Origin of the sequence: Rhizobium sp. LjRoot258 (genome assembly GCF_964254185.1) — a bacterium.
GTDB lineage: Bacteria > Pseudomonadota > Alphaproteobacteria > Rhizobiales > Rhizobiaceae > Rhizobium.
Genome location: NZ_CAXUST020000001.1, coordinates 2,132,944 through 2,152,274, shown reverse-complemented (window position 1 = coordinate 2,152,274; position 19,331 = coordinate 2,132,944). Strand labels below are relative to the sequence as shown.

The following is a 19,331-nucleotide window of genomic DNA, read 5'->3' as shown; positions in this document are numbered from 1 at the left end:
AGCAAATGCTGCCCGTAAGATACTGAAATGAAGGGGGAAAATGAAGTGGCACGCCCTAGGGGAGTCGAACCCCTCTTCCCAGAATGAAAATCTGGTGTCCTAACCGATAGACGAAGGGCGCTTCCTTCGTGGTGGCGCCCTTATAGTCAGGCACTTTGAAACCCGCAAGCGGCAAATTCGATTTTCTTCAAAATAATGACAGGATTTTTTTGCGAGCGCGAAACGCCGTTTATTGCAGCCGAATCAAAACACTACTGGTCGGTGTTCGCAATTCATCGGGCAAGCTTACGCCGCGTTATGAACGCCTGAATTAGAACGTCACAGGGCACGCGCGATGGTCGCCGGAGCCGTCCTGCCGCCGCAACCCCAGTTCCAGTCCCGGCTCTTGCCGGTATCGAGGTGGACGGAGTCCGTATGGCAATAGGTGCCGACACCGCCGCGATCCGGCAGTGAGCGGATATAGCTTGCAATATCCCATTTCGACACGCCGTCGATCTGAATGTCGGCCGCGTCGCACGTCTTGTGCATGGATTCCTCGGCGCCGCCGACCATGCGGTTATGGTCCGGGTCGCGATAGCCTGACGTGACCACGACCGACTTGCCGAAATGCGTTTCGACCGCCTTGATCACGTTCAGCAGGTTTGGCTTGAAACAGGCGACGTCCACCTTGTCGTTCTGAATATGTAGGCCGTTGGGCGCGATCCGCGTCATGCCGGGCAAGGAGGCCTTTTGCAGTAATCCGGAAAGACTACCGAGCAGGTTTTGCCTGGGCGCGCTGTAGAGCGCATTCATCGTCTGGCCTGTAAGGGCTCCCGTCGAGAGCGAGGCAGTCTGAACCGGCGCCATCTGGGTGCCCGTGTTTTGTGAGGACTGCTGCGGCAGCAGGGGTTGACCCTGCGTTTGCTGCGGTTGATCGACGGGGACCTGGCTGCTGTAGACGCTCGAGCGCATCGGGCTGACACCGACCGGCGCGTAAGCGTTGCCACCGGCCGGCTGCATTTGGGTTGACGTCGGGTTGTTCTGCGGCGTCTCGTGCACCGAGAAGATGCTCATCGCCTGGGCGTTAATACCGGTTGATTGCATTGCCAAGCCGCCGATATTGGCGGGAGCCGAAGCGGTTGATCCAACTGCCATCGGCTGCGCGTTCGGAGCCTGCGCTGACTGAGCGCCCGATACATTCGCCACCATGGGGTCGCGATAGCCGGGTTGGGCAGGCGTGGCTGCGGCGGCCTGCTGCGCTACTGCTGATGTTTCGACCGGGGCGACGACGGCTGCGGCATCGGCAGTCTTCTTGTCCGACACGCAGCCGGTGAGCAGCAGCGCCGATGTGGCGATCAGCAGGGCAGGTCCGAAAGGAATCCGCTTTTCAACAGCGAGCACGCGAGCATTCTCCAGAGGACGGCGAAAGCTGCGCCAAATTCGCATCGTTCGCCTCGAGTCGGCCGGAGAGTGCCTTCGCCGCAAGGCTGCGGCAAGCGCGATGCGGACACGCAGATCCGAAATCGCAAAAGCCGCAAGCCTCGCAAAAGCCTCGGCCTACCAGGCGCCGGTATTGCCCATCGAAGCCCAGGGTTCGGCCGTCGGGAGGCTGCCACCCTTCTGCAGAATCTCGATCGAGATTCCGTCCGGCGAACGCACAAAAGCCATGTGGCCGTCACGCGGTGGACGGTTGATCGTGATGCCGCTATCCATCAGCTTCCGGCAGATGGCATAGATGTCGTCGACCTCGTAGGCGAGATGACCGAAATTCCGCCCGCCGGTATAGTCCTCGGCGTCCCAATTGTAGGTCAATTCGAGGCAGGGCGCGCCCTTGGCGCGGGCCTCGGTCTTGTCGCCGGGCGCTGCAAGGAAGACGAGCGTGAAACGGCCCTTCTCGTTCTCCGTGCGCCTGATTTCCTCGAGGCCGAAGAGCGTGGTGTAAAAATGCAGGGAGGCGTCCAGATCTTTCACGCGGACCATGGTGTGGAGATAACGCATTCTATTTCCTCTCTAATGCAGGGCGATGGATTCTTATGTGGTGGAACACCAGTTTCGGGCAAGACAGGGGGGTATGATTGGCAACTGGGAATAATCGAAAAGTAGGACTTGCGCTAATCCGTTACCAACATGTTAATCTTGATCTCAAGAATCAGTTAACCGTAACAGTGTGACGCGTATTGAGGGGCTGGCGACATGGCTGACAGGATTTCATCAAAGGAATTCACTGACCTCGATCAACTCGCGGGGGAAGCGGTCGACCTCATTGAAATCACCGGCGTCGTCAAGTGGTTCGACGTGGCCAAGGGCTTCGGTTTCATCGTCCCTGACAACGGCATGCAGGACGTCCTTCTTCATGTGACCTGCCTGCGTCGCGACGGTTATCAGACAATTCTCGAAGGCACGCGGATCGTCGCGCTGATTCAGCGCCGTGAACGCGGCTATCAGGCATTCAAGATTCTCTCCATGGATCAGTCGACGGCCGTACATCCTTCGATGCTGCCGCCGGTTCGCACGCATGTGCAAGTGACGGCAACGAGTGGGCTTGAGCGCGCACTGGTCAAGTGGTTTAACCGCACCAAGGGCTTCGGCTTCCTGACGCGCGGCGAAGGCACGGAAGATATTTTCGTCCACATGGAAACGCTGCGTCGGTTCGGTCTTACCGAGTTGCGCCCCGGCCAGGTCGTGCTCGTGCGCTACGGCGATGGTGACAAGGGCTTGATGGCTGCCGAGATCCATCCGGACGTGCCGAGCCCGGTGAGCCGCGCACACTGATGCGTAGGTCCGCAGCCCATTGGATCAGAAGCGCCCTTGCGGCGCTTTTTTTCATCATTACCCTTCCAGCTCTTTCCCAACAGCCGATGACGTTCGACAAGGAACCGCTGATCATTCAGACGGCGTCCGGCAAGCGGCTGAATTTCATCGTCGAGATCGCCGACACGAACGAGCAGCGTCAGCGCGGCCTCATGTATCGCAAGGAAATGCCCGAAGATGCCGGCATGATCTTCGACTTCGGCGTTTCGCGGCGGGTGCAGATGTGGATGGAAAACACCATCCTGCCGCTCGACATGCTGTTCGTCGATTCGACGGGCACGATCCGCAACATCAAGCAGAACGCTGTGCCGTACTCCCAGGACATCATCGATTCGATGACGGAGGTGAAATACGTGATCGAACTCAATGCCGGCGTGACGGCCAAGCTCGGCATTCAGCCTGGCGACAAGGTGATGAGCGCGACGACCACGAAGAAGAGGTAGCCCGCGCCACGCCGTGTGAGTTGCTGGGAGAAGGTGTTCGACTGCACGGATCAGAGCTTTTCGGGAAAAAAGGGTTTCAAAATCCTCACAAGGAGCCCGGCGAGGGGCAGTCTTCGTGAAACGCCGCCTATACCCAGGCAGGGCGGCGGGATTGGAAGGGCACGGAACCTTGGCTCGCTCGTCTCGACATAGAAGCCCTCATCCGTAGGCTTTGGACTGGCAATCAATCTTCCGATCATTTGTCACCATAGAGCCTCGCGCGCTCTTACTGGTCGCGGAGTGTCCACATTTTTCGTCATCTAAGGTGAGATTTACTGTTTACATTCGTTGTTTACATTTGTTGAAGTCAACCTTGAGCGTTCGAGGAACGCGGCTGACGCTCTGACGTTAGCAGGCAGTAGAGGTCATTCAGTGCGCTCCTAGGCATCCGCATTTCGGTGCGCGAGGTAGCAATGATGGGTGCTGATAAAACGCATACAGCGCCGAGCGTCATCGATTGGCCTCTGGTTAGCGCAGAACAGGAGGAGTGTGCATGGCGGAGCTATCAGTCTATATCGGATGGGATTCTCGTGAAAATATCGCCTACGAAGTGGCGAAAGAAACTTTGCTGGAAAATGCCTCTATCGACGTCGATGTACACCCAATCAAGCTGCAGGATCTGATCGACCGTGGTGTCTACACCCGTGAGGTGGATCCGCTGGCATCAACGGAGTTCACATATTCTCGATTTTTCACTCCCTGGCTTGCTGACTACAAAGGCTGGGCTTTGTTTTGCGATTGCGATTTCCTGTTCTTTGGCGATGTCGCTGAACTCATTCAGTTTAAAGACGAAACGAAAGCGGTGTGCTGCGTCCACCATGATTACGTCCCCAAAGAAGGGGTGAAGATGGATGGCAAGGTGCAAACCACCTATCCGAGAAAGAACTGGTCCTCATTCATGCTCTTCAACTGCGCGCATCCGTCCACCCGGGCGCTGACCCCTGAACTCGTGAACAGGGAAACCGGTGCCTATCTGCATCGGCTGCAGTGGGCCGCAGACAGCGAGATCGGGCAGATACCTGAAGAATGGAACTGGCTCGAGGGTTGGAATACCAAGCCTTCAGTCGGCTTTCCAAAGGGCGTGCATTACACGAATGGCGGCCCCTGGTTTCACAATTGGCAGGATGTCGAATATGCGCAGATCTGGCGTGACAAGGCCCTGGCGATCGATCCTCAGTTCATGCCTGTGTGACGCTTGAACCTCGGCTTCCTGGTCAAGCTCCGTTCGTTTCTCTCGGGCGGGTCTTTGAGGATCGGAAAAGAACCGAACATGCGCTATTGGCCACGGTTCCGGTATCGGCGCGGCAAGATCGAGATCGGCGACCGGCTTTTTACCCGCTGTGGGGTGGTCATCGATGCTCAGAGCGGAGTCATCACAATCGGAAATGATGTCTCCATAAACGACTATTCCATCCTGCTGGGGCATGGAGGCATCCGAATCGGCGACAATGTCCGTATCGCCGCTCATGTGGTCGTGGTCGCGTTCGAACACAGCTACGATGATCCCGCGGTACCAATACGGCTCCAACCCGTGAAGAAGGATGGCATCGTTATCGGAGACGACGTTTGGATCGGTGCCGGAGCAAAGGTGCTGGCAGGTTCCCACATCGCTCAAGGTTGCGTCATCGGGGCGAACAGCGTGGTGAAGGGGGCAACGGTACCGTTTGGCGTCTACGTTGGGGCACCAGCGCGTCTGGTGAAAACACGCACGGCAAAGGCGGTTGAGAATGGAGAGCGGTGATCGCCCATCGTGGAAGCGCTCCATCAGCAAGATAACATCAACATGGTTCCAACGATGAGCAGATCTGACACTAGCGATCCCGAAACAATGGACGCAACTGAGGAAATCCACTCGGAGGACTGGAGGTCGTTCTTTCTCGGCTACAGCGATATCGTCCTGGTCGCAAATAGCGATGAGGTCGATATCGACGAGCTTACGTCCCGCTTTCCCGAGACAACGCTCTTCATCTTCTTCAACAAGGTTTACAAGGTTCTGAGCGAACCGTTCACGCGCAAGGCCCTGCTGGTATCGCGAAGCGGAACGTTGGGTGCCAACCTCGTCAAAAGCGGCAAAGTGTCCAAGGTTCTGCAGTACTTCGACAGAAGCAGCTTCCTCGGGATCGTCAATCTGACCATCGGCAACCGCGAAAAATTCAGCCCCGCTTCCGCATTTGGTGATGTGAAAGTCAGGCATCTGGATCTGACGGAGGTGTTCGCTCCGTTTTATCCACCTGCAAGTCTGCCGACCACGGGGTTTGCATTGTGCCTTTGGCTCACCAACCTCCAACTGGGCGTCAAGATCACCCTGGCGGGCTTCTCGTCAAAGCGAAGCGAGCGCTATCAGGTCCTCGATGTCCATGACTGGACGTTCGAGCAGGTGCTTTTGCGGCTCCTGTACCGCAACGGGAAGATCGACATTATTGGTCGCGAGCGGACCAATCCTTATGCCGAGCTTTCCACGCACTTTCCGGAATACTCTCCAGCCGAGATCGCTTTGACGGCAAACGAGGTACTGGCGGAGCGTCTTGTGAATTTGAGCTCATTCGTTGACAAGTTGATGCATGTGACGAGGTTCCTTCGTTTCGTTGACAGAACGTACAAGTGGCTAAAGCCAAAGACGCGGAAGGAACGGCGATGGGAGTCGATGGAGGGCAAATAGGATCCGTCGCACCTCGGCGAAAGTTGAGCTTGGTGCGCTTCCAGTAATCGCAGCCATACAATGGTTCCGCCAAGCAGAACGCCGTGCCGTACTTTCCAGGATATCATCGAACCGATGACGGAGGTGAAGTCCGTGATCGAACTCAATGCCGGGATCACCGCCAAGCTCGGCATCGGGTCTGGCGACAAGGTGGATGAGTGCGACGACCGCGACGAAAAAGTGGGCGCGCGCTTCAACCTGTTCTTGCGTGTCGGAGACTATCGGCTGTGACGCTGCTTAGAATTTCACGCCGATATCTGCCGAGACGACATGTTGATCAACATCGACGTCGGTTCCCTGAATTTCTTCGTCGCCATAATCGCTGTAGCGATATTCCGCCCGGCCGAAGAGGTTGTCGGCAAACGCGTAATCGAGGTCCCCACCGACCTCCAGCCGTTGACGGTCTTGTCTCCATCACCCGCCGGCGTACAACGGTGGCACGCGTGGCGGCCCATCCGGCCGTGGCGAAGATCAGGGCGCGGTCGACGGCATAGCCGCGCGACCGACGACCGAGCCGGAGAGGTCTGTCCCTGCCTCAGTCGGCGTGCCAAGGACCGTCAGGTCCTTCTTTCCAATTGTAGGAAAGGTCGCCTTCGATGCCGACGACAATGCTATCCATCTGATAGTTCGTGCCGAGGAACCCGCCGACCACCTTTGAAATCATCGGAAAGCTAGCGCCGGGTATGCTGAAATCGCTATTCAGGAATCTCATGCCGCCGCGCAGACCGCCATAGAATCCAGTCCAGCTGAAAAGTGGGGCCGGGGCAACGGGCGTTGCTGGAACATCGGGTTCAAGATCTGCTGCACAGACCGGCAGCGCAAGCGTGGTCGCGACGAGCGAGCGAAACCCGCAAAGACGACATCATCCGACTTCTCCCGTAGGGTTAAGAAAAAGGGATAGAATATGGTGAATAATATCCTACCCAACCTTAACAGCGGTTTCTTGGCTAGTTCGCGCATTGGTGTCATTGCTTGCACCGCGACTAGCCGAGGGACATGAGCTTTAGCGGGAGAGGTCGGATGGCGCGGCTATTTTCGCTTGGCTGCGAGGCCAAGTCACAATCGTTAGTCATGCCGTTAACTAAGGGGAAGTGGTCGGAGTGGAGAGATTCGAACTCCCGACCCTCTGGTCCCAAACCTTGGGGCGACTGGTCCGGAACCGGCGGGATGAAGGAGAATAGCCTATTTCTGCTTGTGCGTGGTACGCTTCGGCCCCCCTTTGTTCACTACCAGGTGGCTGTTGCGGTGGCGAACAGGTGGCGCGGATTTGAACGCCACACTTGAACTCTGCAGAGATTTTATTGGCTTTCGTAGGCAACCGCAACTAAGTTCCGCTCCATAGCTGGTGCGACCGAGTCCTTGTATGGACGTTCCTTTCTGACTAGCTCCAGCCTCGCAGAACGCGTCCTGCGCGTAGGTTCGAGAAAACCGAATTGGTCTTTCCGTACTGACCTGGGATGAGATGGCCATATACCCTTCTTATGATTTCGGGAGTCGTAGAAACGTAAGTGGCTACCTCGTCAACCGACACACCCATACTCAGCAACCAAGTCACGCATGTGTGTTTGAGTGCATGGCGATTCAATTGACGCGCGCGTTGACGACCTAACGCCTCCTTCATGACGCTTTCAAAAGCCTTTTTGCAGTCAACGCTTCGGCCTTGGTAGTGGATCAGGTACTGACAGCCAGCCACCATTTTTAACTTGTCGTTGCGGTACCAAATTCGCAGCAGTCGCAACAAGCGGTCCGGAATCTGAATAGGATCAGCTCGCTTGTTGTGGGGTGTGAAGTCTGGTAAGCGCGTAGGCCACCCCACGTATCATTCGGGCTGCTGATGGGCGATTTTCTGCATGAGTCATGCGGAGAATTCTATGAGCGACAGTGTGAATCACCCTCGAACGTTTGAGGTTTTGACCGCGGAGCCCGTGCGAAGACGACGCAAGCCGCGGGACTGGTCGGATGACGAAAAGGCGCGGATCGTCGCCGCGACGCTGCAGCCTGGGGCCAATGTCTCGGCGGTTGCCCGGTCTGAAGGCTTGGATCCCTCGCAGCTTTATGGGTGGCGTCGCAAGGCACTGGCATCGGGAGTTGTTGCGCCCCTGACGGAGGGAACGGGCAAGCAGATCAAGTTCGCGCGCGTTGAAACGGTAAGCAGCGGCTCGGTGGATATTGTCATTGCAGATATGGTGGTGCGCGTCGGCGGCGATTTTGACCCCGATCACCTGGTGAAGGTTCTGCGGGCGGTTCGCAAGGCATGATCGCTTCGGGTGTGGTGGTCTATGTGTCGTGCCAGCCGGTCGACTTCCGCAAGGGGGCCGCCTCGTTGATGGCGCTGGTGCGGGATGGCGGTCTCGATCCCTTCAATGGCGCGCTTTACGTCTTCCGGTCGAAACGGGCCGATCGTATTCGTATTGTGTGGTGGGATGGCAGTGGTGTCTGCCTCTATTCGAAAACCCTGGAAGATCAAGGCTTCTGCTGGCCGGGCATATCGGCGGCACGGATACGTCTGGACCATTCTCAGCTCATGGCATTGCTGGCCGGAATGGATTGGAAAAAGATCCGCCCGACCAAGGTCAGGCGACCCTTGTTGACGGGCTGACAGCGCCTGCGGCAAGATGAATCATGCCGCTGTAATGGTTGGGAAAACGGCTGTTTTTGTGCTCTACTTATTGCCATGGATTTGCCCCCTCACGACCTGCCGGACGACGTTGACGCACTGAAAGCGATGGTCCTCGCGATGGCGCGCGAGCAGGCTGCGAAAGAAGCCCGACTGAAGGCCGCTGAAGCTGAGATCGCCCGGCTGGAGGCGGTGGAGAAGAGCGCCAACGAGCGGATTGCCAACCTCACATCGATCCTGAAGGTTCTGCAGCGCACCCAACATGGCACCCGTTCAGAACGACTGCGTCTTGGCATCAACGACGAACAGGTGTCCTTTGCCTTCGAGGAAGTTGAGACCGGTCTTTCGGCAATCCAGAGCGAGCTTGATCACGCGGCCAAAGACAAGCCGAAACGAGCAGCACGTCCGCGCAAGGGTTTTGCCGCTCATCTCGAACGCATAGAGGAAGTGATCGAGCCAGAGATCCCGGCCGGCTGCGAGGGGCTGGAAAAGGTCCTGATCGGTGAGGATCGCTCCGAACGACTGGATGTCGTGCCGCCGAAGTTCAGGGTCATCGTGACGCGTCGCCCCAAATATGCCTTCCGGGGCAACGATGGCGTGCTCCAGGCTTTGGCATCGGCACACATCATCGAAAGCGGCCTGCCGACGGAGCGGCTGCTCGCCTATATCGCCGTCTCCAAATACGCCGACGGCCTTCCGCTTTACCGGCAGGAGGCAATCTATCTACGCGACGGTGTCGAGATCAGCCGATCGTTGATGGCCCAGTGGATGGGGCATCTGGGCTTTGAGCTGCAGATATGCGCCGATTACATCCTTGAACGCGTCAAGGAGGGCGAAAGGATCTTCGCCGACGAAACCACCTTACCCACTCTTGCGCCTGGTTCGGGGAAAACGACGAAGGCCTGGCTATGGGCTTATGCTCGCGATGATCGCCCCTATGGCGGAACCAGCCCGCCGATGGTGGCCTATCGTTTTGAGGACAGCAGGGGCGCTGATTGCGTGGCGCGTCATCTCGCCGGATTCAGCGGTATCCTGCAAGTAGACGGCTACTCGGCCTATACCAATCTTGCCAAGACACGTGCCAAGGCCGGCAGCAATGAAACGATCCAACTCGCAGGGTGCTGGGCGCATCTTCGTCGCAAGTTTTACGACCTTCACATCAGCGGTGTCTCAAAGGCAGCAACGGACACGATCATCGCGATGACCGAGCTGTGGCGCATCGAGGATGAGGTCCGCGGTCGCGATGCCGACAGCCGCTCCATGCTGCGTCAGGAAAGATCTGCAACCATCGTCTCCGGCCTCTTTGATCTTTGGGAAAAGGAACTGGGTAAGGTCTCTGGCAAGTCCAAGACCGCTGACGCAATCCGCTACGCGCTCACCCGGCGCGAAGCACTGGAGCGTTTCCTGACGGACGGTCGCATCGAAATTGACTCCAATACCGTTGAGCGCGCGATCAGGCCCCAAACGATCACAAGGAAAAACAGTCTATTCGCCGGTAGTGAAGGCGGTGGACGGACGTGGGCAACACTGGCCACGCTTCTCCAGACGGCCAAAATGAACAACGTCGATCCGCTCGACTGGCTTTCCCAGACCTTGACCCGCATCGCTAAAGGCTGGCCAGTATCCGAGCTCGAGGCGCTTATGCCATGGAACTTCAAGCCTGACGCCATCGGCTAACCGCTTACGAAGTCTGCGTCACCGCGGCGGTAGTAGATTCCGTTCTGCAGGTCGATCCAGGGTCGCCCGGGCTCCCTTTCGAAACTCGCGCGATTGATGCGATCGGCCCGCGTACCGGTCATCAGACCAACTACCAGGAAGCGCGCCACTTGGGTCGCGCAAAGATTGCCGCGTTTACCGCTTCGAAAATCACGCCGCCGCCGCCGAGCGACCTTGTACATTTTGATCGCTTCTTCAAGTGTCAGAAAATGTATGCGAGGCGGTGAGGGTTTAGGTATATCGTAGTTGTGGTGGCGTCGTAGGTTGACGATGTTGGCTTTTGCGGCGAAATTGACCGCCGCTTTCAATGCGATCAGTTCGTTTCTGGTTGTGGTGTCCTTGCGGTCTTTCTTGTAGCGCTTCGAATTCTCCTGGTTGATTTCTGCCACAGTCAACTTTCCCCAGAAGTTGTTAAGCCTTTGGTAGACTGCAAGCCAACTTTTCCGCCTGAAAGGTTTCATAGAGTCGAGCCACTCGCTGCGGCTAGTGAGATAATGCCGGATTACATCTGCAATATATACGTCTTCCTCCTCGACGCCCGTGGCCAATGGCCTCTTGGCATGCTTCATCGCGAGGTACTTTGCCAGCTTCTTCTCGGCCGCCTCTCTCTCGTCTTTCTTGCAGAAAGTAGATTCCTTCGTTTGTCCGTCACGGATGAGCCAAGTCGCCTGGTGCGTGCACTTTCCGTCCTTGTAGCGAGCCGCGCGGAGCCACAAGTGAGGACCTTTTGGAATTCTGGGCATGTGCCTCTCCTTTAACAATGTTTGAATGACTTCTCGCAAACAGCTTTCCCGTGGGCGTGTAGGAGTCCCTGCCGAACGGCGATCAAGCGGTCTCCTCCGCCGGTGAACCTGCAACGGCGAGCAATGGCGGCACGGGCTACCCTTGCGGACTTTCCGGTTGCGAAATCAGATGTGTGGGAGACGAGGAAACTTGAGGATAAGCCAAAGACTGTCGTTCCTCGTCGTCGATGGCGGTAGACAATATCTGGCCACTTCATCTAAGGAGGCACCCCTTGTGAGATACCAAGACGCGAACGCGTTTCTGAAGATGCCTGAGATAACCTGAACCGCGCGTTCTCGCCCAAGTACGTCCCGTAGCAGGCGTCCGAAATGCCGCCTGCAGTCGAAGTTTCCGCCGCCCGAGTGGATCAGGTACTGGCATCCCGGAACGTGTCGCTCCCGATCGTCAGCGTACCAGCGACGCAGATGTTTAAGTAGGCGATCGGCCAGTTCGATAGGCTTGCGTCGTTGTCCGCTGGGTGAGCCGATATCGAGATGAAGCAATCCATTCTCAAGATCGATCCAAGGGCGACCCGGCTCCCGTTCGAAACTTGCGGTGACGATCAGACTGGAACGGGCCCCGGTCATGAAGCCAAAGAGCACGTAACGAAAGAGGCATGGCGATTTGAGGGGCTTTCGTGCCCGGTGCGCGGCCCTCAAGACCGCGACAAACTCACGGTAATTAAGCACGTCGGGAACAGTCCGCCGCGGGGGCGTGATCCCATAGTCGGGCTTGAATTGAAGTTGAATACCCTCCGTTCTGACATACTGCGCCACCGCGGCCCTGAGTGTCGCAAGTTCATTTCGGGCAGCATACGGAGTACGACCGGTCTGGTACCTCTGAGAGGTTTCGGCGGTTATCTGATCGACGGTCAGTTCGCCCCAGAAGTCCATTAGTTGCGATAATTGGCGAAGCAGGCCTTGCTTCCGCCGTGAGGTTCTCAAGGCCCGACTCCGGTACCGCCGAAGAACGGTGGAGATTTTGATAGCTTCCGACGCGGCCCTTACCGGCGCTGTGGGTTCTTTGTCGTCGATGTACCGCCGGAGGACTTCCTCAGCTCGTTCAAGATCAGCGACGTCGCATCCTGTGCTCGTGTACTTATGACCGTCGCGGATGAACCAGGTGGCCGTGGCGACGTGTTTGCCGTCTTGGTCGCGTCGTGGTTCTCGCTTGACGAGTTGGGGCGGCTTGCGGTGTGGCATGTTTCTCTCCATTCGTTCAGTGTGTTTCTCGTGAGGTAAATGTTTTTCCCAGGGCGGTAGGCAGCCAGGTGCCCGTCTCGGACCGCTGCCCGAAGAGTGCTTTCCTTCACCCGGCCGGGCTCGCACGGTCGCCCCCGGAACAATCTGCCGCCGAACTCTGGCAAACAGATCGCTTCACGAAACCGGAGCCACTCGTCGGGTCCGGGTTCGTAAGGGAGGTCAGCCTCCCGCGTTACTACAGACTGCAATCCAGGGTCGCTTTTAGTCGTCGCTGTGTTGAGTTCCTTCATCCCTATAACTCCGTTGACAAGGGGCGCGTCCGTAGCCGGCGTATCTCTTTATGCGGGTATCCGTCGGAGTGAGGCTCGTAGCCTATCTCCCTTCCGCCCTTTAATTATTAGCATCTGCTAAACATTAAAAAAAGGACCCTAATCCTTTGATATAACGAGGACTATTGGATTGTCACTTTTGTCATTTTTTCAGGAACTCGTGCGCTGAGGCTGCGCGCAACCGTCGCGCGATAGTTGAGATCTTCTATTGTTGGTCGGCAAGAACTCAGTTTTTGAATTCGCTCAAAAGTGACTCTCCGGCGTCAGTCATTAGCTGGCACTCGGTTGTGGCAGCCCCTCAGCAAGCTGCCTGCGCGCCCCTACGCCTTTTGGTTGATGTCAAGCCTCATAGGTGGGAATCCGAACATCTTCGGGGGGCGGGTGAATTCAGAAGATTGCATTCGGTTAAACTCGCCAGAGCGACGGACTTAGTCGGTTCTTTGGCCCCATAAGCCATCGTTTTCCGGCCCAACACTGCGGCGCGGATCAGTAGCTAGGCGCAGTTATCCGCTAGGGCTATTTCTCGTCATTTTTGGAAAGAAGGCTCGCCTAAACTCGAGGCGTCGGAAGTAGGCCACCGCTTGGCGGTGCCTTATCGGGCGCGACACAAAGTTCGCAGCCTGTACGTCACGGAATGTTCCACCGGAGTCCCGAGGCCATGCTATTTACGCCACCCTCAGGCTCTCTGCTATTTTGGCAGCTTCCACAGCAGCCTCCAAACGGGCCGACGTTTTGTAGGGATAGTGCTTCCAACACCACCAGTCGTCGCGTTCTCCCGTTACAAAACCGAAGCCTGCCCAATCCCCGCAATGGCATTTCCTTGCCACGAGCTTTGGGGCACGCTGCAGTGGCGGGCGATCGATGTCACTCATAATATCTCCTTGATCGCCCAACCCGTCTTGGGTCGCTTCCACCCGCGTTTGGCGGCTCTGATATCTGCTTCGGCTGTCGCTTTCCGTTTCGCCTCCATTAGCCCGTCGGCCCACACGGTGATGCGGAACCGCCCGGCGGAGAAAATGTATCTGTCAGTATCCGCTCTGCGACCGGATGCGTATCCTGCGCGGAAGAGCTTCTTTGCGAGGCTGATGTTGACCCTGTTCTCGAGGTTCGGTCCCTGAGCTTGCCACCATTTACGAAAGGCGGTCTCGAAATTCGGCTTTGCTGTCCGGCTAGTCCTGTCCAGCACGTTAAACCTCCCGATCAAACGTGGGCGTCCATCCTCGCGTCATTCCGCGGCTCATCGCTGCCTTGGGCAATCCCAGTTGCATGCGCAAATGCTTGATGTCACCGAGCAGTGTCGCGATGGTCGCCTTTACATCTTCGTCGTGGAAGGCGAGGGTGGCTTTAACCTCAAAGGCGACATCCATTTGCGTTGCGGGCTTAATCGACATGGCCCGCTTCTCGAAGGACGTCATAGAAGGCCTGCACGACGTCGCTCGCGCATCCGGCGCATTGGAACCAGACCGGTTTGCGCATCACGATGCTGGAACCGACGGCATTGAAGTAGCCGCATCCTCGATGCGTGGTCGGGTCGACCGCTATATCGAAATAGCCAAGCGGCCCCCCGGAAGCCATGTCGTAGACGTTGGCCGAATAGAGGCTCCAGCCCTGGTAGTTGGGCATCATGATCATGGTTGCCATCAGGAGCGGATGGATTTCCGCCATCGTAGCTTCTGTGGGTGGTGTCCAGTAAGTGCCTGTAATGTCTTCAGCACGCAGCTGTGCGATCGGCATGTGTGGCATGGCCGTCGTCCTCTTCAAAAGATTGGATGTTCCTATTATGTTCTATTTTGTGATCAAGTCAACATTCGGATGCGACGAGACAAGGAAATCTCATTCGAGGGTCACCTCAACGAGGACGACCGCTCAGAGTTCCTCCGGCGGGATATGTGTTGGCTCTTGGTGATTACTCTTGAGCATCTGCCAGCGACACTAGATCGCCAGACTCATAGAGCATGAAAATGTTCTTGTGCTCGATTGTGCCGTTGCTCGTTTTGATCTTGATATTCGAAATCCCCTCGGGGCGCACTCGGAGCCACATCCGGTAGTCGGTTAGTCGCCGGGCGACGGATCTGTAAAGGTCTATCGCCTCGTCGTGGCCCGCTTCCATCACTTCCGCGTAGTCCAACGTCTTGAGGATTTTTTCCGCGCCGGAATCGCCCCTGCCTTCGGCTTCATCTCCGTTCGGCAACACAACGTAGTGAAGAACGTCATCATGGATATATTGGGAGTAAATTTCGACCATTCCTGAGCCTCCGTCCTACCGCGTTAGGCCCCCGATAGTGAGCCGCACGAAAGTAGCCCGGCAAGCGGTTCCCCCCAGACGCATTACGAAATCAACAGCTATTGCAATGGCGGTACGTCCAGAGCGTATGTGCCTCATTCCTACAGGGTGCCCCCGTTCGCATCCGCTGATGCGTAGAGTGTGATCCGGAGAAAAGGAGTCCATTCAACAGTGTATCGACGTTGGCTTATCTTCATGTAGAGATTCATAGGCGGTCTGCTGTCGTCTGCGGCGCGACTTCTGCGCGCCCATATCGAACAGATCCAGTCATCGGCCCATTTCGACTCCCAGAGTCCCCAAGTGTTCGGGTAGTAGGAATCAGTGGGCTCTGCCACGATTTGCCAGTTCCCTTGATTCCGGAACGGGTCGTCAATGTTGGGCGTGAAGCATGACGACTGCGAATGAACCTGTCTAAGCCAGAAACCGCGAGGGAAAAAGCGATGACAGCCGCCGAGAAAAGACCAGACCTTCAGTACGATGCCGTTGAACAAGCGATTGCTCGGCATTCGGGCGACATGAGGGCAGCCAGTGCGACGCTGATTGAGGACTGCAAGCACCTCAGAGATCAGCTCGACACCGCTCAGAAATGCATGAGCAAAGGCCTGGCGCGAGGTTGGGTTCCTAGTCCGGAGCGCTAGAGCGACGATCGGTGGGTATTCGCGTGCCGTAGGGCAGGTACTCGATTCCTGCCGTTCTTTAGCTGGCCCTATCGTCTATATCGCCGCGTCCAGACACGAAGGATTACGATGACAAAGAAGCCGAACTCGTTGGAAGCGACACGGGACTGCGTTTTGACGGCCCGTCCGTTCAAGGGAGCCTTCAGGCATATGGCTGTTGCCGTTACGGCCTAGGAGACACCGACGGTGCCCGAGCCAGCGAAGGGATCGAGCATCGTGTGCCCGGAGGTGACAACCATGCGCTGCCGTAGCACAACCATAATGCTTTGTGAATCACACCACACTCCTAAAGGTTCTCGCCCCATGTCCGGCTACCTCCCTCTAAAAGAGCAAATTCGTGCCGCGATGAAATCCAACACGCTGGAAAGCCTGCTCGAGACCAGCGATTTCAAGAAACTCGGGGAACTCGGCGTGAGCATGGCCGAGTTGCATAACGGGGGTGAAACTGATGTCATGGCGCTTCTCGACCGGTTGGTCTTGACGGGTCCTCGCGATCACGTTCGCTTGGGATATGCCTTGCGTGGATTCGCGGCCGCCGTGAAAGGCCCTGCGACGGAAATCTGGGGCTTCTTCCAAACGATGATGGGGCGGGCGTCCGGTAGTAGCCAATACCAACTGCGTGACGGTATCGCAAAGTGGGTCGAGGCGAACCTCGAGCAAGCGGTGATCCTCGCGGATCGTCTCAGACAAGAGGAATGGCAAGCACCACTCGTTCATGCGTTCCTGTCCAGTTGGGGTCGGAACGCACCAACTGAGGCGTTGCCTTATGTGCTGGCTCTCGGCAATGACCCGCGTGTCGCGATCAGACAGGCAGCCGCATCGGCTTTGACGGTTATCGGTGACAACTGCGCAAACGAGCGCAACGCCATTATATCGAAGCTAGAGGATCTGCTCGACGACCCGGACACCCGCTCCGGCGCGGCGGTCGGCTCAGCCTTCCACTTCCTCGTAACCGCGCCTGACAGTTCTGCTGGACTGATAAGAGCCCTCGAGGGTGCATGCAACGCGCCCAGTATCGAGGTACGAACCGCCTTGATATCCGGAATGTTGCTCGGTGCCTGTCCCGATCCCCTCCGGGATAAGGTCTTCCAGTTCATGAAAACCGCCGATTCGACTACTCCCGAGATATTGTACCTTATCGACGGCATTATCGACGGGATGGACTTCCGTGCGGAGGGGAATGTCGCCGCGGATCTGCTGACCGCTATCCTTGCGGCCGAGGAACGCGCACCGTCCCTAAAGTCTTTCCATCTGGCGATCGACAAGATGCGCACGTCAGGCGACGACGTTCTTGGCTGGTTTGCCGTCAATTGGCTGCGAGGCGGGGATCCGAAGATTTGCGCTCAGGTGCTCGATCTCTTCCAGCCCCTGGACCGAAGCATCTATCAGTTCAATCTCGATGATTTCGAATTGAACGGGCAGGAGGTGCTCTACCTGCTGCATAAGATCTTCGGCTACATGCTCTTTACGTCGGGTCCCGCGGTGTCGCTTTTCTATGCCTGCCTCGCTGCGCTCGCGCCGGAGGAACGCCCTATGCTCGAAGACAAAATCGTGTCGTTCTGGTTTCGCAACTACCCCCGCGATATCGAACTATTGGAGACCGTGTCGAAAACCTATCCGCGCTCAGGACTGGACGAGTCGGTAAAGCGGATACGGTTTAGTGTCGATGAATACGAGCGTTCCCTCGACGCGTTGGCTCCGAACCCCGCATTGCGGCCGTCGCTGATGGAACGGCGGATCCAGGCCGAGATCGCTCGGGAGCGGGGTAAAGACGTCTATAAGCAAGCGGAGGCAGCCTCGATCGTCTCATCTCTTTTGTCTAAAAGCACGCTCCTGTATGGCCGTTCGTCGGTCACCTATTTTTACCCAACACCCGACGCTGAACCCGTCCGCCAAGTCGTTGCGCTTCAGGAATACGAAACGTCTGCAACGCTGCCTCGATTGTACGTCCTACATCCGGCGCGGTTCGACTACTTCATTCGTCGGTTCAAAAGCGAGAGGCGACCTGTATGAAATTACTCTTGAAACAATATCTCGCCTCGCTCAACGAACGGGACGAACTCGACGTGGTGTTGCCGGACATCATTAGCGAGGCTGGGTTCAACGTCATATCGCGGCCGAAACGTGGAACGACGCAGTACGGTGTCGACGTAGTAGCGACGGGCCTCAATCCCAAAACAGGCAACAAATCGTTGTTTCTGTTGTCGATCAAATCCGGCGACCTCACCCGGAACGAATGGGCTAGCGGCAAACAGGCTTTGCGACCGTCGCTCGAAGAGATTCTCGAGGTCTACATTCCACACCATGTGCCGCAGCGGCTCAAAGGTCTCCCGATTGTCATCGCACTGTGCTTCGGAGGCGACATCCAGGAGGATGTTCGGGCGAGGGTCCATGGGTTCATGGATAGAAATACAAAGGAAGGACAAATCGATTTCGACGAGTGGAACGGCGACCGGATCGCCGAGTTTATGGTCACCGGACTTCTCAGGGAGAAAATGTTCCCAAAGGCGATACAGAACTCGTTTCGCAAAGCCGTGGCATTCGTTGACGAGCCGAGCATTTGTCTGACGCACTTCACGGAACTCCTACGACAGATAACGGCCACTCCGCCGAAATCTGAGATCATTCGCCTGCGCAATGCACGCCAGATCTACCTAGCTGCTTGGACGATTTTCGTGTGGTGCCGCGATGCGGGAAACCTGGAAGCCGCCTATCGGGCAGGGGCCCTCGCAAGTCTATGGATCTGGGACCTGTGTCGCGAGCAATTGGGAAAAGGCCCCAAGGTCAAGGACTTCGGCGACGTCGTTGACAAGGCCATCACATTGAGCCGCACAATTGGTGCCGCCTTCATCGAAGAGCATGTAGCACCCTATGTGAAAGTCGAGGACGGTCTTGGCCTGTCGGTCCCGTCGAACGCTAGCATAGACACCAATCTCGCGCTGTTTGAGTTCCTCGGCCGCGTTGCGGTGCATGGTCTTTGGCTGGTTGTGTTGAAGGAAGGCACCGAAGACAAAGCCATCCTCGCCGAAATTGATGCCGAAATACACAAAGCCGCGTCGGTTCTATGGAACATGATCATCAACAACCGCGTGCTGGAATCGCCGCTACGGGATGATCACGCAACCGACATCAGTCTTGCCACTCTTTTCCTTTTGTTATCCGGCCGCTCCGACGGCCTCATTGATTGGCTTGAAGGCGTTATGCAGATTTCGGTGTTCACTCACCGGATCGACGGGGCTTACCCGTGCATTTTCCGCGACTACAGCGAACTTGCCGTGCACCCAAAGGACGTGACGGGTTACAAAGAAGAAGCGACTGCGGGCAGCGTTCTCTACCCGACACTGGCTTTCTTCTTCGCCATCTTCGACAATGAAAAGTCCTTCAACGAATTGGCAAAATTCCGGTCCGACGATATGCAACACTGCACTTGGCAATTATGGGTTCCCGACGAAATATCCGAGGAACATCTTTATCGGAATACCGCGATACATGGGTCTGCCATCGTCCATATCACTACGTCCGCGCCAGAAAAGCTGATCGAACAAGTCAATAGCGAAGTGGCCGCCGCGGAGAGCTTCCAACACCTGAGCGCCATAAAGGCCGGCTTGTGGCCTCTGGTCCTGGTCGCGTGTCAGAGGTACCGCTTGCCCATTCCCATCCATTTCTGGACTATGCAAGTTCCGAGCGACCCATCTGTGTGAGCAACGTGCGCGCTTCTCAAGCGCGCACGCCCACATTCCGGCGGTGCGTATT

Annotated in this window: 17 protein-coding genes, 1 tRNA gene and 2 pseudogenes; 11 read left to right on the top strand and 9 right to left on the bottom strand. The window is 56.9% G+C overall.

All coding sequences use genetic code 11. The features are described from left to right. Positions 1 to 46: 46 nt before the first annotated feature. The 3 genes from ACSQ9D_RS10685 to ACSQ9D_RS10675 form a co-directional block, all read right to left on the bottom strand. Positions 47 to 121: transfer RNA gene (locus tag ACSQ9D_RS10685), tRNA-Glu, on the bottom strand. A gap of 197 nt (positions 122 to 318) precedes the next feature. Further along, complete coding sequence (locus ACSQ9D_RS10680) at positions 319 to 1,380, bottom strand: YcbK family protein (protein ID WP_436282219.1); 1,062 nt, start codon at positions 1,378 to 1,380, stop codon at positions 319 to 321. Positions 1,381 to 1,536: 156 nt separating this feature from the next. Beyond that, entirely contained in the window at positions 1,537 to 1,977 is a 441-nt protein-coding gene (locus ACSQ9D_RS10675) for a VOC family protein (RefSeq protein ID WP_436282218.1), read from the bottom strand. 195 nt (positions 1,978 to 2,172) lie between these two features. Here ACSQ9D_RS10675 and ACSQ9D_RS10670 point away from each other — a divergent pair, with 195 nt between their 5' ends. The 6 genes and pseudogenes from ACSQ9D_RS10670 to ACSQ9D_RS10645 all read left to right on the top strand — a co-directional run. After that, positions 2,173 to 2,751, top strand: a complete 579-nt coding sequence (locus ACSQ9D_RS10670) for a cold-shock protein (RefSeq protein WP_007535143.1) — start codon at positions 2,173 to 2,175, stop codon at positions 2,749 to 2,751. Further along, positions 2,751 to 3,233 (top strand): DUF192 domain-containing protein, encoded by a 483-nt coding sequence (locus tag ACSQ9D_RS10665; protein ID WP_436282217.1) that lies wholly within the window; start codon positions 2,751 to 2,753, stop codon positions 3,231 to 3,233. Before ACSQ9D_RS10670 ends, ACSQ9D_RS10665 begins: the two co-directional genes overlap by 1 nt. 532 nt (positions 3,234 to 3,765) lie before the next feature. Further along, a complete protein-coding gene (locus ACSQ9D_RS10660) occupies positions 3,766 to 4,464 on the top strand; it encodes a glycosyltransferase (protein ID WP_436282216.1) in 699 nt (232 codons plus the stop codon). 78 nt (positions 4,465 to 4,542) lie between these two features. Further along, on the top strand, positions 4,543 to 5,013 hold the full coding sequence (locus ACSQ9D_RS10655) for an acyltransferase (protein WP_436282215.1): 471 nt from the start codon (positions 4,543 to 4,545) through the stop codon (positions 5,011 to 5,013). A 54-nt stretch (positions 5,014 to 5,067) separates the two neighbouring features. Next, positions 5,068 to 5,931 (top strand): 3-deoxy-manno-octulosonate cytidylyltransferase, encoded by an 864-nt coding sequence (locus ACSQ9D_RS10650; protein WP_436282214.1) that lies wholly within the window; start codon positions 5,068 to 5,070, stop codon positions 5,929 to 5,931. A gap of 71 nt (positions 5,932 to 6,002) precedes the next feature. Then, positions 6,003 to 6,211: pseudogene (locus tag ACSQ9D_RS10645) on the top strand (hypothetical protein); the annotation flags it as partial. Here ACSQ9D_RS10645 and ACSQ9D_RS10640 read toward each other — a convergent pair. Then, positions 6,208 to 6,787: pseudogene (locus ACSQ9D_RS10640) on the bottom strand (outer membrane protein). The pseudogenes ACSQ9D_RS10645 and ACSQ9D_RS10640 sit on opposite strands and share 4 nt — an antisense overlap. Positions 6,788 to 7,841: 1,054 nt before the next feature. Between ACSQ9D_RS10640 and ACSQ9D_RS10635 the strand changes: the two are divergent. The 3 genes from ACSQ9D_RS10635 to tnpC all read left to right on the top strand — a co-directional run bounded on the left by ACSQ9D_RS10635 (position 7,842) and on the right by tnpC (position 10,264). Beyond that, on the top strand, positions 7,842 to 8,228 hold the full coding sequence (locus tag ACSQ9D_RS10635; RefSeq protein ID WP_436282213.1) for a transposase: 387 nt from the start codon (positions 7,842 to 7,844) through the stop codon (positions 8,226 to 8,228). Further along, a complete protein-coding gene (gene tnpB, locus ACSQ9D_RS10630; protein WP_003495066.1) occupies positions 8,225 to 8,569 on the top strand; it encodes an IS66 family insertion sequence element accessory protein TnpB in 345 nt (114 codons plus the stop codon). The genes ACSQ9D_RS10635 and tnpB overlap by 4 nt, the downstream gene beginning before the upstream one ends. A 75-nt stretch (positions 8,570 to 8,644) precedes the next feature. Then, positions 8,645 to 10,264 carry an IS66 family transposase gene (gene tnpC, locus ACSQ9D_RS10625; RefSeq protein WP_436282212.1) on the top strand — a complete coding sequence of 540 codons (1,620 nt, stop codon included), beginning with the start codon at positions 8,645 to 8,647 and terminating at the stop codon, positions 10,262 to 10,264. Here the strand turns inward: tnpC and ACSQ9D_RS10620 are convergent. From ACSQ9D_RS10620 to ACSQ9D_RS10600, 5 genes are all read right to left on the bottom strand, one after another. After that, positions 10,261 to 11,046 (bottom strand): hypothetical protein, encoded by a 786-nt coding sequence (locus tag ACSQ9D_RS10620; RefSeq protein ID WP_436282211.1) that lies wholly within the window; start codon positions 11,044 to 11,046, stop codon positions 10,261 to 10,263. The genes tnpC and ACSQ9D_RS10620 overlap by 4 nt on opposite strands. Before the next feature lie 2,236 nt (positions 11,047 to 13,282). Further along, the gene (locus ACSQ9D_RS10615) at positions 13,283 to 13,489 is read right to left on the bottom strand and encodes a hypothetical protein (RefSeq protein WP_436282210.1); all 207 of its coding nucleotides are present in this window, start codon (positions 13,487 to 13,489) and stop codon (positions 13,283 to 13,285) included. Positions 13,490 to 13,804: 315 nt separating this feature from the next. Further along, positions 13,805 to 14,008, bottom strand: coding sequence for a hypothetical protein (locus tag ACSQ9D_RS10610; protein ID WP_436282209.1), 204 nt, complete (start codon positions 14,006 to 14,008; stop codon positions 13,805 to 13,807). Continuing rightward, positions 13,998 to 14,360, bottom strand: a complete 363-nt coding sequence (locus tag ACSQ9D_RS10605) for a hypothetical protein (RefSeq protein ID WP_436282208.1) — start codon at positions 14,358 to 14,360, stop codon at positions 13,998 to 14,000. The genes ACSQ9D_RS10610 and ACSQ9D_RS10605 overlap by 11 nt, the downstream gene beginning before the upstream one ends. A gap of 163 nt (positions 14,361 to 14,523) precedes the next feature. Continuing rightward, complete coding sequence (locus tag ACSQ9D_RS10600; protein WP_436282207.1) at positions 14,524 to 14,862, bottom strand: hypothetical protein; 339 nt, start codon at positions 14,860 to 14,862, stop codon at positions 14,524 to 14,526. Between the two features lie 953 nt (positions 14,863 to 15,815). Between ACSQ9D_RS10600 and ACSQ9D_RS10595 the strand changes: the two genes are divergently transcribed. Together ACSQ9D_RS10595 and ACSQ9D_RS10590 are read left to right on the top strand one after the other, a co-directional pair. Next, positions 15,816 to 17,591: a hypothetical protein gene (locus ACSQ9D_RS10595; protein ID WP_436282206.1), complete on the top strand. Its 1,776-nt coding sequence runs from the start codon at positions 15,816 to 15,818 to the stop codon at positions 17,589 to 17,591. Then, positions 17,588 to 19,279, top strand: a complete 1,692-nt coding sequence (locus tag ACSQ9D_RS10590; RefSeq protein ID WP_436282205.1) for a hypothetical protein — start codon at positions 17,588 to 17,590, stop codon at positions 19,277 to 19,279. Before ACSQ9D_RS10595 ends, ACSQ9D_RS10590 begins: the two co-directional genes overlap by 4 nt. The last annotated feature ends 52 nt before the right edge of the window (positions 19,280 to 19,331 follow it).